Source organism: Rhizobium sp. WYCCWR 11152 (assembly GCF_013087615.1).
Taxonomy (GTDB): Bacteria; Pseudomonadota; Alphaproteobacteria; order Rhizobiales; family Rhizobiaceae; genus Rhizobium; species Rhizobium indicum.
This window is the reverse complement of the sequence record NZ_JABFCP010000009.1, coordinates 973460-988336: the sequence shown is the minus strand read 5'-3', so window position 1 is coordinate 988336 and position 14877 is coordinate 973460. Positions and strand designations below refer to the sequence as shown.

Annotated in this window: 12 protein-coding genes; 2 read left to right on the top strand and 10 right to left on the bottom strand. The window is 61.4% G+C overall.

Annotation, left to right across the window (positions count from 1 at the left end; genetic code table 11):
- Positions 1–3 precede the first annotated feature (3 nt).
- Together G9X67_RS20040 and G9X67_RS20035 are read left to right on the top strand one after the other, a co-directional pair.
- A complete protein-coding gene (locus G9X67_RS20040) occupies positions 4–519 on the top strand; it encodes a hypothetical protein (RefSeq protein WP_171599463.1) in 516 nt (171 codons plus the stop codon).
- Positions 520–552: 33 nt separating this feature from the next.
- The gene (locus G9X67_RS20035; RefSeq protein WP_171599462.1) at positions 553–1578 is read left to right on the top strand and encodes a dienelactone hydrolase; all 1026 of its coding nucleotides are present in this window, start codon (positions 553–555) and stop codon (positions 1576–1578) included.
- A 69-nt stretch (positions 1579–1647) separates the two neighbouring features.
- Here G9X67_RS20035 and dhaL (G9X67_RS20030) read toward each other — a convergent pair whose 3' ends face one another.
- The 10 genes from dhaL (G9X67_RS20030) to G9X67_RS19985 form a co-directional block, all read right to left on the bottom strand.
- On the bottom strand, positions 1648–2304 hold the full coding sequence (gene dhaL, locus G9X67_RS20030) for a dihydroxyacetone kinase subunit DhaL (RefSeq protein WP_138387531.1): 657 nt from the start codon (positions 2302–2304) through the stop codon (positions 1648–1650).
- 61 nt (positions 2305–2365) lie between these two features.
- Positions 2366–4468, bottom strand: coding sequence for a bifunctional sugar-binding transcriptional regulator/dihydroxyacetone kinase subunit DhaK (locus G9X67_RS20025; RefSeq protein ID WP_138328224.1), 2103 nt, complete (start codon positions 4466–4468; stop codon positions 2366–2368).
- A 155-nt stretch (positions 4469–4623) separates the two neighbouring features.
- Complete coding sequence (gene dhaL, locus G9X67_RS20020; protein WP_138328225.1) at positions 4624–5274, bottom strand: dihydroxyacetone kinase subunit DhaL; 651 nt, start codon at positions 5272–5274, stop codon at positions 4624–4626.
- A gap of 14 nt (positions 5275–5288) precedes the next feature.
- Entirely contained in the window at positions 5289–6284 is a 996-nt protein-coding gene (locus G9X67_RS20015) for a dihydroxyacetone kinase subunit DhaK (protein ID WP_138328226.1), read from the bottom strand.
- Between the two features lie 22 nt (positions 6285–6306).
- Positions 6307–7077 (bottom strand): SDR family oxidoreductase, encoded by a 771-nt coding sequence (locus G9X67_RS20010; RefSeq protein ID WP_011651407.1) that lies wholly within the window; start codon positions 7075–7077, stop codon positions 6307–6309.
- Between the two features lie 58 nt (positions 7078–7135).
- The gene (locus G9X67_RS20005) at positions 7136–8122 is read right to left on the bottom strand and encodes a substrate-binding domain-containing protein (RefSeq protein ID WP_138328227.1); all 987 of its coding nucleotides are present in this window, start codon (positions 8120–8122) and stop codon (positions 7136–7138) included.
- An 88-nt stretch (positions 8123–8210) separates the two neighbouring features.
- Positions 8211–9215: a sugar ABC transporter permease gene (locus G9X67_RS20000; protein WP_011651405.1), complete on the bottom strand. Its 1005-nt coding sequence runs from the start codon at positions 9213–9215 to the stop codon at positions 8211–8213.
- Between the two features lie 43 nt (positions 9216–9258).
- Entirely contained in the window at positions 9259–10737 is a 1479-nt protein-coding gene (locus G9X67_RS19995; RefSeq protein ID WP_138328958.1) for a sugar ABC transporter ATP-binding protein, read from the bottom strand.
- Positions 10738–11077: 340 nt separating this feature from the next.
- A protein-coding gene (gene prfB / locus G9X67_RS19990) for a peptide chain release factor 2 (RefSeq protein WP_012756997.1) occupies positions 11078–12209 on the bottom strand; the annotation gives its coding sequence in 2 pieces (ribosomal slippage) (positions 11078–12139 and positions 12141–12209; 1131 coding nt in all).
- Positions 12210–12311: 102 nt separating this feature from the next.
- Positions 12312–14771 (bottom strand): penicillin-binding protein 1A, encoded by a 2460-nt coding sequence (locus G9X67_RS19985; RefSeq protein ID WP_171599461.1) that lies wholly within the window; start codon positions 14769–14771, stop codon positions 12312–12314.
- Between the last annotated feature and the right edge of the window lie 106 nt (positions 14772–14877).

Here is a 14877-nt window from a genome sequence, read left to right as displayed (position 1 = left end):
ACGATGGCAATGCGACGGATATTGATGACCAGCCTCCTGCTTGCGGGATGGAGCGTCACAGCAGAGGCCGCGCCGGCGCAGGATGCCCTCCTGCCGGCATCGGTGATTTTCGCGACCAGCACCGGCTATTGGGAGGACGACGGCAACGCACCTGATGTCGAGCGGGCGCCGACGGGCGCCGAGAGCGTTGCCAATCCCGAGGGAGAGGCCGCGCAGCGCCGCGGCTATTACAAGCTCTTTGCCGTGCGCCAGCCGGACAGGACCTCGAAGGTCTATCTGCAGCAGATTGCCCAGACCGAGACCGGCCCGGCGATCGCCTCGACCATCGAGTTGCAGGAGTTCAGCGACCTGAAACCTTACGTGACCGATATACGCCCCGAGAATTCGAACGGCATCATCAAGCAGCCGGGGCTCTTCGCCACAGTCTATCTGAAGACCGACCCTGCGGCGGAGCCGGATGGCTGGACCGTGCTGATCGACGAATTCGGCGACATCACCGTCGAGAAGGCGACGAATTAACGGCTGGGACGTGTTCAAAGGGGCATCCAAGAGATGACACTGGGCTTTCGCGACGGCGTCCTCTACGACGAGAAGAGGTCGAACTGGGACGCCGCCGGCCCCAGACCCATCCGTTGGTCCCTCTGGTATCCCGCCGCCGATGACGCGCAAAGCGACGTCCCGGAAAGAAGCTGGTTCCAGAAGGCGGCCGTCGCCCGCAATGCACCCATCCGATCGGAGGCCGAGCCCTATCCTCTCTTGCTGTTGTCGCATGGCACCGGCGGATCCGCGGCCGGACTGGAGTGGCTGGCGCGACGCCTGGTCGATCGCGGATTTGCGGCGCTCGGCGTCAGCCACCACGGCAATACCGGCATCGAGCCCTATCGCGCCGAAGGCTTTGCCTGCCTTTGGGAGCGGGCGCCTGATCTAAGCTACATGCTCGACCACCGCGACGAGTGGCTCAGCGATCTCTCTGGCCATATCGATACGAACAGCGTCTTCGCAGCCGGGTTTTCGGCCGGAGCTTATAGCGTGATGCTGCTTCTTGGGGCTGTCGCCCAGTTCTCGCAGTTCGAACCGTCCAGGATGAAACCGGGTGGCGCGCGCGGACCAAGGGAGTTTCCCGACCTTGCCGATCATATCCCGGCATTGCTGCGCACCAGCGATGTGTTTCGCGATTCGTGGGGCCGCATGTCGAAGTCCTACCGAGATGACAGAATCAAGGCCGCCCTCATCTGCGCGCCGGGCCGGTCCGTTCTCGGCTTCAGCGAGGAAAGCCTGAAAGCTGTCGATGCGCCTGCCCTTGTCCTGGTCGGCGATGCCGACACGGCGGCACCGGCCGAAGAATGTTCATCATGGCTGCATGCGCGGCTCCGGCGCAGCGCTCTTAAAATCTTCGGCGGCGGCCTTGGGCATTATGTCTTCGTGCCAGAGGGTACGGCGCTGGGCCTTGCCTTTGCGGCAGAACTTTTTACCGATCCCCCGGGCATCAAGCGCACAGCAGTTCATGACGAGATTGCCGATCTGTCGGCAGCGCTGTTTCAAGACAGCAGCCTCATCGCGGAAAAGGTCACGAATTGAGGATGCCCTCGGAACGAAGACGTATTTGCACCGCGCAGGTAACCCTGCATGTGAATCCTGTCGCCGCTCCTACTCTTTCACCCTGTCGCCGGCGAAGGTTTCCTTCATCGCGCGCAGGATGATGACTGCCGAGGCCGCGCCTGGATCGATGTGTCCGAGCGACCTCTCGCCGAGCCGGGCCGCCCTCCCCCGAGTTGCAACCATCGAACGGGTCGAATTCGCGCCGGTTTCGGCCGCCGCCAATATGCTGGTCCACATTTCGAGGCTACCGGCCGCCCGCGCCCGTGCAGTGACGGCGGCTTCCGTCGCGGGAATCCAGGCATCGAGCATCGTCTTGTCGCCGCGCTGGCCCTTTCCACGCTCCCTGATGCCGGCCGTCATCGCTTCGACGATCGCCGCCTGATCGGCAGTTGAAAGGTGTTCGTCCTCTTTCAGGACCTGGGCGGCCCTGCGAAATGCCGTGGCGTAAAGCGGTCCCGTGGATGCACCGACGGCATTCAGAAAGGCTGTCGCCGCCGACGTGAACACCTCTGATGGAAGCATGTGGTCGAGGTCGAGTTTCGCGAGTTCCCCGTTCACCGCCGTGAAGCCGAGCACCATGGTAATTCCATGATCGGCGTCACCGATAGCCCCGTCCAGATCCGAGAGACGGTCCTTCTCCGCTGCGATCGCAACGGAGATGCGATGAAACATCCTGCTGAGGTGGCGCGCCGCGCTTTCCGACATCATGATCCTCCCAGTTCGAGCAGGATGCGGCCCGTGTCAGCCGGGCGCATCTCTTATACCTTCAGTTCGCGACCCGCAGGAACGCGGTATCGCAAGGATGATGCAACAATTCCGTCAATTCCTGATCGAGGTGCAAGATCGATATGGATGCACCGACCATATCGAGCGAGGTGCAATAGTGTCCCACCCAATTCGCTTCTATCGCGATGCCTTTCGCACTCAGCCGCTGCTCGACACGCCGGAAGAGAATATAAAGCTCCATCAGCGGCGTTGCGCCGAAGGAATTGACCAATACTGCGACGCGGTCGCCCGATGCCGGCTTCATTTCCGCGAATATGCGATCCATCACCCGATCGGTGATTTCATCGGCGGTCATCATCTTTTCGCGAATGACGCCAGGTTCACCATGGATGCCCATGCCGATCTCGATGTGGTCGGGGCCAATTTCAAAGTTGTGGCGACGGGTCTGGGGAAGCGAGCACGGTTCCAATGCAACGCCCATCGTAAATGTCCGTGCGTTGGCCTTGCGCGTCGCCGTTTCGCAGGCGGCAAGCGACAGGCCGCGGTCGCAGGCCGCTCCGGCGACCTTGAAGATGAAGAAATTGCCGGCGACGCCGCGCCGGCCCTCCCTGTCTTCCAGCGGCGATGAGGCGATGTCGTCCGTCGTCACGACCGTGCGGACCGCGATGTTTTCCTCCGCCGCCATCTCGGCTGCCATTTCGAAATTCATGACGTCGCCGGCGTAGTTGCCGTAGACGAAAAGCACACCCTCTCCGCCGGACGCCGCCCTGGTGCATTGAAGGATCGGGCCGGGAGGCGGCGACGAGAAGATATTGCCGACAGCAACGGCATCGGCAAGACCCTTCCCGACATAGCCGAAGAACGCAGGCTCGTGTCCCGTGCCGCCGCCGATCACAAGACCGACCTTGCCGGCGCGCGGTCCCGTCCGGGCAACGAGCGCACGGCGAGAACTGTCGACCGGCTCGAGATAGGCAGCGTGCGCCTTCACTGCCCCGTCGAGCATTTCCTCGACGACCTCGTCGGGATTGTTCAGAAATTTCTTGATGTGAGTGCGAAAACCGGTCGCTGGCGGCGGCGTGCCAATTTCGACCCTCGGGCGTTGCAAAAGCTTCTGGTCGACCTCCGTCACACCGTCCGCATGCAGGATGCCACGGCCCGTCGCGGCATCGGTGATCAGCACGTTGACGTAGCCGCCGCGAAGGGCTGCCAGGATTGCCGGTACCTTGTCGAAACCGCCGGCGACAGCGATACGCAGACCGATCCTCTTCAGCATGTCGAGTGATATTCCGATCGTGCGGTCGTCAAGCGGCCCGGCGACCGGGCGGCCCTGCCCGTCGATGAAACGTCCGGCGACGATGCCTGCGGCATCCTTCGCCAGATATTGCTGCAACGATACCGACTCGAAGAATCCGCTGGTATGGATGGTCGAATTCGGGCGCATGGAGGCGATACCGAAAATCACCTTGTTGGCGCGTGAAAGCGCCTCGAACTGACTTTCGATCAATGGCTCACGCAACAGGATATTACGGACATCCGGAGCGGATACGATCGCTGGAGATGCGATATTGATCAGCCGCGCGTCCACGGCATCGGCAAAGGCCGCTGCGCAAAGTTCGGGTGTATAGGCGAATGTCGCACTGGTTCCGCCGGTTGCCTGGACCACCGTGACGTCCTGCAGGCCGCTTATCGAGGCCTGCTCACCGACCGCCATGACCGTGCGGCCCCAGACGACGGCCAGCGTATCACCGGATTTCAAAAGCCTCTGCAGCGCCTGAGCGCCTGCGCGCCCGAGACGGTCGATGAGCGGGCGGGTATTGTCGTCGCTCGGAACGACGAGACAGTCCTGCAGACCGAAATGCCGTTTCAACTCCTGAGCAATCGTCAGCGAACTCAGGCGCGACGGCTCGATGGAGATATTGACGATACCGCGGGCGCGCGCATCGGCGAGATAACTGTTCACGGTTGCCCGCGAAATCCCCATGGTATCGGCAATGTCGCCCTGCGTCATGCCGTCCTCATAATAGAGCCAGCAGGCCCAGACATAGGGATCATCGCCAAACCGCAGCGGGATGGGCTCAGACGCATCGTCGGCGCTGTTTCGCACGCTACCGTTCTTCCGCGCTGATGATGTCTTGACGGTCATCCTGTCTGGCTTCCCTGCGAGGTTCAAATCGCCCGCGAAGATGAGCGTAAAGGCTCCGGTTTTCAACATTCTCCCGCACAATGATTTCCGGCCGCCAAAGCGGCCGGAAGGTGATGCTCGGGAGGATCACGGGCTCTCACCAAAGCCCGCTGTTTTTATGCGGATGGCCGAAGCTTTGCCTCGACGCCAAGTGCGAGCGACTGGAGGATAAGCGCGCAGGAGGTGGCGCCAGCATCCAGAACGCCAAGCGAACGTTCGCCGAGCCTGCTTGCCCGGCCGATTCTGGCCACCAGGTCGCGGGTGCTGTCGCGGCCGGCCTCCGCGGCGGAAACGAGAATATTCAGCGATTCCGCAAACGACTTTCCATCGCTATTGGCCAGATCGAACGCCTCTATGGCGGGCACGAGCGTATCGAGAAGGGTCTTGTCGCCGACTTTCGCGGATCCGATCGCCTGAATACCTTCAAGACCATTGTGCAGCATTGCGCTGAACATCCCCGCATCGATCTGTACAGCCTTTTCAATCGTTTCAGCGAACTGAATGAACATGACGCCGTAGAGCGGTCCCATGGAGCCGCCGATTTCCGTCATCAGAACTGTGCCGAGCGTGTCGAGAGCTTCTGCGAGCGACATGTCTGCGCCCTTGATCCGTTCGGCTGCCATGCCAAATCCCTTGGCCATGTTAACCCCGTGATCGCCGTCGCCGATCTTGCCGTCGATCTCGCTGAGATAAGCGCGATGCTCGATGATCCGATCCGCGAGCGAGAAAACGATGTCGCCCGAGGACGCGTTGTCAAATTGCTGCATTCGCCTGTCTCCCATCAAGGCATTGCCGGGCAGTGGACATCGACGTCGAGTAGCGTCTTCAACTCATCGTCAAGCGCCATGACGGTCAGCGTCGCACCGACCATTTCCAACGAGGTGAAGTAATTTCCGATATAGGTCTTGTAGATTTTCAGTCCGCGCCCGGTAATCTCGGTTTCGATGGTGTCGTGAAGGATATAGAGCTCGTTCAAGGGCGTCGCGCCAAGGCCGGAGACGATGACGGCCACCTCGGTTCCGGATGCCAGGCCGTGATCGTCCAGAACGATCCTGGCCATTTCGCGTGCGACCTCGGCGGCAGGCTTCAGCGGCTCGACCCGGACCCCCGGCTCGCCGTGATGGCCAATGCCGACCTCCATCGTGCCCGGCGCAATCTGGAAGTTGGGATGCCCGACGGCGGGCAGCGTGCAGGGACCGAGGCCGATGCCGATGGAGCGGCAATTGTCGATCGCTCTTTGCGCTGTCGCCTGCACTTCCTCAATGCTAGCCCCCTGCTCAGCTTTGGCACCCGCGCACTTCCACATGAATATTTCGCCGGCGACGCCGCGTCGCTTCTCACGCTCATCGGGTCCGGCCGAACATACGTCGTCATTGGCGACGACGGTCGCGATCGTGATGCCTTCCTTGGCGGCGAGCTTGATCGCCATCTTCACATTCATGTTGTCACCGGCATAATTGCCGTAGAGGCAGACAACGCCGTTGCCGCCATTGGCTTCGCGCGCGGCATCGAGAAAACTCTTGGCCGTCGGCGACGAAAAGAGCTCACCCACCGCGACGGCATCCAGCATGTTGCGTCCGGTATAGCCGATAAAGGCAGGCTCATGGCCGGAACCGCCACCGGTGATGACGCCGACCTTGCCCGCGACGGGCGCATGGCGCGCAACGATGACGCGCGGATTGCCGTTGCCGAGCCTGACCATATCGGCATGCGCCTTGACGAAGCCCTTGACCGTATCCTCGACGACCTCGTCCGGATTGTTGATAAACCGCTGCATGGTTCCTCCTGTTTTCCGCGTGTCAGACAATGGTATAGCCGCCATCGACCAGAAGATCCGCGCCGTTGATCATCTCGGCGCCGCTCGATGCCAGAAACACCGCCGCCGCAGCAATCTCCTCGGGATAAGCGAAGCGTCCCGTCGGGATGCGCTTCTTCAGCTCCTCGCCGCGCGGGTTATCCCAGGCCTTTCTTCCGAGCTCGGTCAGAACCACCGTCGGCGAAATCGTATTGACGGTTATGCCGTGTTTGCCCCACTCGGCGGCGAGCGTCTTGGAAAGACCGATGACGCCGAATTTGGAGGCGCAGTAAGCCACGTGCTGATCGATCGCGACCGTGCCGGCCTGCGAGGCGATATTGATGATCCTACCGCCCTTGCCGGCCTTGAGCATGACCCGGCCTACAGCCTGAGAGACGAGGAACGTTCCCTTAAGATTGATGTCGATGGTTCTGTCCCAGGCCTCCAGGGTGAGATCCTCGGCGGGGGCGAGCATGGCGACACCGGCGCTGTTGACGACGATGTCGATATGGGCGAAGGCCGCCTGCGCCGCAGCGATGACGGCTTCCACCGATTGCGGGTTGGAAACGTCGCAGACGAAGGATTTCGCGCCATTTCCGAGGGCGTCGGCCTTGGATTTCGCGACCGTTTCATTGATGTCGATGACGCCGACGACCGCGCCCTTGGCGGCAAATGCCGATGCGATGGCATCGCCGATACCGGAGGCGCCGCCCGTTACCAGGGCGACCTTGCCGCCCAGCGAAAAATTCAGATCAATCTGTTTTGAATCGGTCATGGATCTTTTCCCGGCTTGTCTGAGAAATGGGGCGGGCGAACCCGCCCCACCAAATGGATTATTTACGTGTCGCGAGCAGCTTGTCGACGTTTTCGGCCGTCACCGGCGTCCACGGCACGTTGTAGTTCTTGTCCTTGCCGTCGTTCCACGGCATGTCCTTGTAGGTCGCCCAGATATCGGACTGCGGCTTGTAGTCGCCCTTCCTGGCGTGGAAGATGGCAAGATCGAGAGCGCCCTGAGCCTGTGCCCGTGCGTCCTGCAGGATCGACGTCATCTCGCCGGCCTTGACGGCGCGAAGAGCGTCGGTGATGCCGTCGATGCCCGCGATCGCAAAGCTCTTCTCATCGAGCCCCGCAGCCTTGATCGCCTCGATGGCGCCAAGCGCCATCTCGTCGTTCTGGCCGATCACGCCGTTGATCTGTTTCGGGTGCGCGGTCAACCAGTTCTCCATCAGCGTCTGCGCTTCGGCACGTGACCAGTTCGCCGTCTGGTCTTCGAGGACCTTCACGTCAGGGCATTCGGCGAGCGCCTTCTTATTGCCTTCCAGGCGCGAGATCTGAGCGGACTGACCGACCGGGCCTTCGAGGATGACGACATTGCCCTTGCAGCCAAGCTTGTCGAGGACGGTCTTGGCTTCCATATAGCCCGAGATGGTATCGTCGGAACCGACATAGGAGGTCAGCAGGTCGGAATTGACGCGGGTGTTCGAACCGATCACCGGAATGCCGGCATCCACCGCCGACTGTACGGCTGCTGCGCCCGCATCGACGTCGATCGGTGCAAAGATGATCGCATTGTATTTCTGCGTGACCATCGTCTTGAACTGATCCTGCTGAACCAGCGCGTCATAGCGACCGTCGAAAACAGTCAGCTCGACCTCGCCGCTCTTGACAGCCGGATGCTCCTGCATCGCTGCCGCCCAGATCTGCATGAACTCCGCATTGAGGCCGTAAGGAGCTGCCCCGATCTTGATCTTTTCCTGGGCCACGGCCGACGAGGCCAGCAAGGCAGTTGCCGAAGCAAGCGCAATCATAAGCTTTCTCATTTCAATCTCCTCCACTTTAAGTTTTAGCGGCCGACATGGCTCGCCTCTGCAACGGGCCGGCAAGGGCCGGCACGGTTTCCGATGGGGCTCAGGCCCCGTAAGTTCGCTTCTGGTCGAGCATCACGGCGCCGACGATCAGGGCACCTTTCAACACCTGCTGGTAGTAGGATTGGATCCCCATCAGATCGAGGCCGTTGTTCATGACGCCGATGATGAGCGCACCGATCAGCGTGCCCGTCACCCGGCCGACACCGCCCGACAGACTTGTGCCGCCGATGACGACCGCCGCAATCGCGTCCAGCTCATAGGCGATGCCCGCCTGCGGCAAGGCCGAGCCCGTACGGGCGCTGAGCAGCATGCCGGCCAGACCGGCAAGACCGCCGGAAATGACATAGACAGTGAAGCGGATGCGGCCGATGTCGATACCGGAGGTCTTCGCCGCATGCGGATTGCCTCCGACGGCATAGATGTAGCGGCCGAAGCGCGTCCGGCTGAGGATCCACCACGAAGCCGCGAAAACGACGGCGAGAATGATGACGGGTGCAGGGATGCCGAAGACATCGCCGGTGCCGATCCACCGGAAGGCCGGCGTCAGGGCGGGAACAGGGCGACCGCCGCCATAGATCAGCGTCAAGCCGCGCGCGGCCGAAAGCATGCCAAGGGTGGCGACGAAGGCCGGAACGGAAAATCGCGAGACGATCGCCCCCGATATCGCGCCGCAGGCAACGCCGACCAGGATGCCGACCGCAAGCCCGATGGCCACCGGATAGGGCGCACCGGCGATCGCCGCCGTGGCAGAGGTCGTCGAGAAGCTGGCGCTGACAATGCCGGCAAGCGCCACGACAGAACCGACCGAAAGATCGATGCCGCGGGTCAGGATCACGAAAGTCATGCCGATGGCAAGCACGCCGTTGATCGAAGTCTGCAGCAGCACATTGGAAATATTGCCGCCGGTCAGGAAGAACTCGTTCGAGAACGAAAGGACCACTACGAGAAGCAGAAAAGCGAGAAAGATACCGTATTCCTGAATCAACAGTCGCCGCCGATCCGAACTGAACCAGCCGCCGGCATTGCTATCGTCGCTCTCTGACACTCTTGCTTGCTCCTCTGGCGCCGTAAGGATGACCTGATCCTGATCAGGTCGATAGGTGGACGAGTGATTGGGCATCCGTTTCCTCCCGGCTGTAAATTCCCGCGCTCCTACCGGCGCGCATCACCATGATACGGTCCGACATGCCCAGAACTTCGTCGATTTCCGATGAGATCATCACGACCGTTCCGCCGGCCGCGGCAAAATCACAGATGATGCGGTAGATTTCGCGCTTGGCGCCGACATCGACGCCACGTGTCGGCTCATCAAGGAGCAGCACCTTCGGATTGCGCAGAAACCATTTTCCGAGCACCACCTTCTGCTGATTGCCGCCTGACAGTCCCGAGACCGGCATGGTGTCCCGGGCGGCCTTGATCTGAAATTGCGCCTGTATCCGGCGGCTGGCCTCGGCCTCGCGGCGGCGGCTCATGGCAAAGGAAGGGCTCATCTCCGGTAAGCTTGCCATGCAGATGTTGGCACGAACGGAGTCAGAGAGATTGAGGCCCGTGAGCTTGCGATCCTCCGTCACCAGCGCCAGGCCACTTGCCATCGCATCCGCCGGCTTCGACACCGAGATGCGGGCACCGTCGACGATGATCCTGCCGTCGGAAGATTTTTCGAGGCCAAAAAGGCAATTGAAGATCTCGGTTCGCCCCGAGCCCATCAGCCCGTAGATGCCGAAGATCTCGCCCTTGCGGGCGGAGAAGGAAATGTCCTCGATCTTGTTCGGGCAACTCAGCGCCGTAACCTCGAGGCCGGTTTCGGATGTCGGCGTGTTGGTCTTGACATATTCCTCGGCCAGTTCCCGGCCAACGATCATCCGGATGAGATCCGGACGGCTGATCTGCTTGAGATCTCCGCTGCCGACATAGGCGCCGTCGCGAAACACGGTATAGGAATCGGCGATCTGGAAGATTTCCGAAAGCCGGTGCGAGACATAGACGATGCCGCGTCCCTGCGCCTTCAGGCGCCGGATGGCCGCGAAGAGCTGCTGAGCCTCTTTCTCACCGATTGCCGAGGTTGGCTCATCCATGAAGATGACCTCAGCATCGTGGCTTAGCGCCTTGGCGATCTCCACGAGCTGCATCTGCGCAACGGAGAGGTTCATCATGTATTGGGTGGCGCGGATATCGAATTCGAGATCGTCGAGAAGCCCTTGGGCGGAGCGGTTCATCGTCCGGAAATCGATACCGCCGAAACGTGTCGAGGGCTCGCGGCCGAGATAGATGTTTTCCGCCACCGTCATGTGCGGAACCGGGCTCAGCTCCTGCTCGATGATGGCAATGCCGGAGGCGAGCGCGTCGGCGGGACCGGCAAAGTCCACGTCCTTGCCACGACGGCGGATCGAGCCAGCATCGCGATTATGGATACCCATGAGGATCTTGAGAAAGGTCGACTTGCCTGCGCCGTTACCGCCGCAAAGTGCGTGGACCGAGCCGGCGCGAAGTTCGAAGCGGCCGTCGCGCAATGCCGCGACACCACCAAAGGACTTCTTCAGCCCTTCCACATCCAGCAAAAGCTCCACCCTCTTCTCCTCCACACATGCACCGGCAACCGATTGGCGGGAGCCGATCGACATCGGTGATCTCCAGCCCCGATATCGACAATGACATTATTCGACGTCGACTCGACAAATGTCAAGTCAGTGTCAAACTTATAAATGCGAGGGCGGCTCAGCGGACCTTCCGCCGAAAACGTCAAGGCGATCGATCGTCTCGATGAGGTGAAATGATAAGTTCTTACGCCGAACCAGAGCTATGATCGCCTCGACGATCGAGCCGCTGAAGCGGGCAGGACTGCAGCCTTCCGAAACAAAAAAAGCCCCGTCTCCGGGGCTTTGTTATTTCAATCCATCGTCAATCCGATCAGTCGACATCCTCGACAACCGCGTCGGCGGCGCCGCTGATGCGGTGAGCGAGTGCTGCTTCCATGAACTCGTTCAGGTCGCCGTCGAGAACGTCGTCCGGTGCGCTGCTGGCGACGCCGGTGCGCAAGTCTTTGACCATCTGATAGGGCTGCAGCACGTAGGAGCGGATCTGGTGGCCCCAGCCGATCTCCGTTTTGGAAGCGGCTTCGGCGCTGGCAGCGTCCTCACGCTTCTTCAATTCGGCTTCATACATGCGGGCACGCAGCATGTCCCAGGCCTTGGCGCGGTTCTTGTGCTGCGAACGCTCCTGCTGGCACTGCACGACGATGCCCGTCGGGATATGCGTGATGCGCACGGCCGAGTCGGTGGTGTTGACGTGCTGGCCGCCGGCGCCCGACGAACGATAGGTATCGATGCGGCAGTCGCTTTCGTTGATCTCGATCTGGATCGAGTCGTCGACAACCGGATAGACCCAGATCGACGAGAAGGACGTATGGCGACGCGCATTGCTGTCGTAGGGCGAGATGCGCACTAGGCGGTGCACGCCCGATTCCGTCTTCAGCCAGCCATAGGCATTATGGCCCTTGACGAGCAGGGTCGCGGACTTGATGCCGGCCTCTTCGCCATCATGGACTTCGAGAAGCTCGACCTTGAAGCGCTGGCGTTCGGCCCAGCGGGTGTACATGCGCAAAAGCATGTTCGCCCAGTCCTGGCTTTCGGTGCCGCCGGCGCCGGAATGGACTTCGAGATAGGTGTCGTTGCCGTCAGCTTCGCCGGAGAGCATGGCTTCCACCTGGCGGCGCGCGGCCTCGGCCTTCAAGGCCTTCAGCGTATCCTCGGCTTCCTTGACGACGCTCTGGTCGCCCTCTTCCTCGCCAAGCTCGATCAGCTCGATATTGTCGTTCAGCTGCTGCTCAAGCTGCTTGACGCCGTTGATGCCGTCATCGAGCTGCTGGCGCTCGCGCATCAGCTTCTGCGCTTCGGAAGCGTCGTTCCAGAGGTTCGGATCCTCTGCCTTGTTGTTCAACCAGTCCAGCCGTCTTATCGCCTGGTCCCAGTCAAAGATGCCTCCTCAGCAGGGTGATAGCCTGCTTGGTTTCATCGACCACGTTTTCGATTTCCGCTCGCATTTTCCTGCTTCTCTGTCTCGGTCTTCTTCAGGTGCTGGTGACATAGAGACGCCCGCCGCGGATGTAAAGGGCCGCGGCGGGCGTGCAAAATTCAGGCCTCGGTCAGAACAGGCCGGGCGTGCCGGTCTGGACGGCCTGGTTCGCCTGCGGCGAGGTCTTCAGGATTTCCTCCGGCGCCATGGTGCTGTCCATGCCGATCACGGAGAAGCTGTCGGCCGGGCCGGTGCCGGGCTTGAAGGCCTCGATGATGGTGTTCGGATCGCCTTCGCCAGCCGCCATACCGGTCTTACGGTCGATCGAAATCAGGTTCATTCCTGATGGAATGACGAACTTCGATTCCGGCGTGTCCTTGACGGCAGCCTGCATGAATTCGTTGAAGATCGGGGCGGAGAGACCGCCGCCGGTGCCGCCGCGGCCGAGCGGGCCCGGCGTATCGAAGCCCATATAGAGGCCGGCGACCAGATCCGGGGTGAAGCCAACGAACCAGGCATCCTTCTCGTCATTGGTGGTGCCGGTCTTTCCGGCGACGTCGCGACCGCCGAGATCGATCTTGCCGGCAGCGGTGCCGCGCTGGATGACGCCCTGCATCATCGAGGTGATCTGGTACGCGGTCATCGGATCGAGAACGGTTTCGCGATTGTCGACGACATTCGGCTCTTCCTGGTTCTGCCAGTCACCGGCATTGCAGCCCTCGCAGAGACGCTCCTCATGCTTGAAGATCGTCTTGCCGTAGCGATCTTGGATGCGGTCGATCAATGTCGGCTTGATCTGCTTGCCGCCATTGGCGATGACCGAATAGGCCGAGACCATGCGCAGCACCGTCGTGTCGCCAGCGCCGAGCGACATGGAGAGAACCGGCATCATGTGATCGTAAATGCCGAAGCGCTCGGCATATTCCGCGACGATGTTCATGCCGAGGTCGTTGGCGAGGCGCACCGTCATCAGATTGCGCGAATGCTCGATGCCCGAACGCAGCGTCGACGGGCCGCCGGATTCGCCGCCGTAGTTTTCCGGCCTCCAGACTTGGCCGCCCGAAACGATTTCGATCGGCGCGTCCATGATGACCGAAGCCGGCGTATAACCATTGTCCATCGCCGCCGCGTAGACGAAAGGCTTGAACGAGGATCCCGGCTGGCGCATCGCCTGGGTGGCGCGGTTGAATTCGGACTGGGCGTAGGAGAAGCCGCCGACCATGGCGAGCACGCGGCCGGTCTTCGGATCCATGGCGACCAGGCCACCTTGCACCTTCGGCGGCTGCTGCAGGCGATAGGAGGTCGACGCGTCGTCACCGAGCTTTGCGACATAGACAACGTCACCGGGGGACACAGCGCCGACCGGCGATTTCGTGGTCTTGCGGGCGCCGTCGGCCGAACGGAAGGCCCACTGCATGTTCTTGGCGTCGATCGTGCCGCGTTGACGGTCGGCCGCAACCTTGCCGCTGCCATCCTTGGCCGGCTGCAGGCCGATGTCGACGGTGCTGTCTGACACGGCGAGTACCACGGCAAGCCGCCATTCCGGCACATCGGACAGTGCGGGAATATCGGCAAGCGCCTTGCCCCAATCACCGCTCGCATCGATCTGCTTGAGCGGGCCGTGGAAACCGCGGCGCTCGTCGTAAGTGACCAGACCGTCCTGCAGCGCCTTGCGGGCAGCGATCTGCATCTGCGGATCGAGCGACGTGCGCACCGAAAGGCCGCCCTCATAGAGGACCTTTTCGCCGTACTGGTCGATCAGCTGGCGGCGCACGGCTTCGGCGAAATAATCCGAAGCAAAGAGCGAGGGGCCGGTGGTGCGGGCGGTGACGCCGAGCGGCTGCTTCTTGGCTTCCTCGCCGTCAGGCTGGCTGACATAGCCGTTCTCGACCATCCGGTCGATCACCCAGTTGCGACGCTCGAGCGCAGCTTCCGGATGGCGGAAAGGATGGTAATTGGCAGGCCCCTTCGGCAGCGAGGCGAGATAGGCGGCCTCGGCGACGGTCAATTCTGTTACGGATTTGTTGAAATAGGTGAGTGCGGCGCCGGCGATGCCGTAGGAATTCATGCCGAAGAAGATCTCGTTCAGATAGAGCTCGAGGATCTTGTCCTTGCTGTAGGCCTGCTCGATGCGGAAGGAGAGGATCGCTTCCTTGATCTTGCGGTCGATCGTCTGGTCCGAGCTCAAAAGGAAGTTTTTGGCCACCTGCTGGGTGATTGTGGAGGCGCCGACCGGGCGGCGGCCGGAACCGAAATTCTGCAGGTTGACGAGGATTGCGCGGCCGAGACCGGTGAGATCAACACCCGGATGATTGTAGAAATTCTTGTCTTCGGCCGACAGGAACGCGGCCTTGACGCGGTCGGGGACGGCCTGGATCGGCAGGAAGAGACGCTTTTCCTTGGCGTATTCGGCCATCAGCGCGCCGTTGCCGGCATGGACACGGGTGGTCACCGGCGGCGCATAGCTGTTCAGAACGGCATAGTCCGGGAGATCCTTCGCGACGTTGGCGAGATAGATGGCAACACCCGCCGCCGCGACCAGAAACAGGACGCAGGCCATTCCGAAGAAATATCCAAAAAGTCTAACCATATTTCAGCTACCGGTCTTTTCGATCTTCAATCGGCGCAGCCGCAACGATTGCACAGATCAAGGCAATTTGCACGTTGCGCGGCTTACTCTATGAGCGCTACCGCCA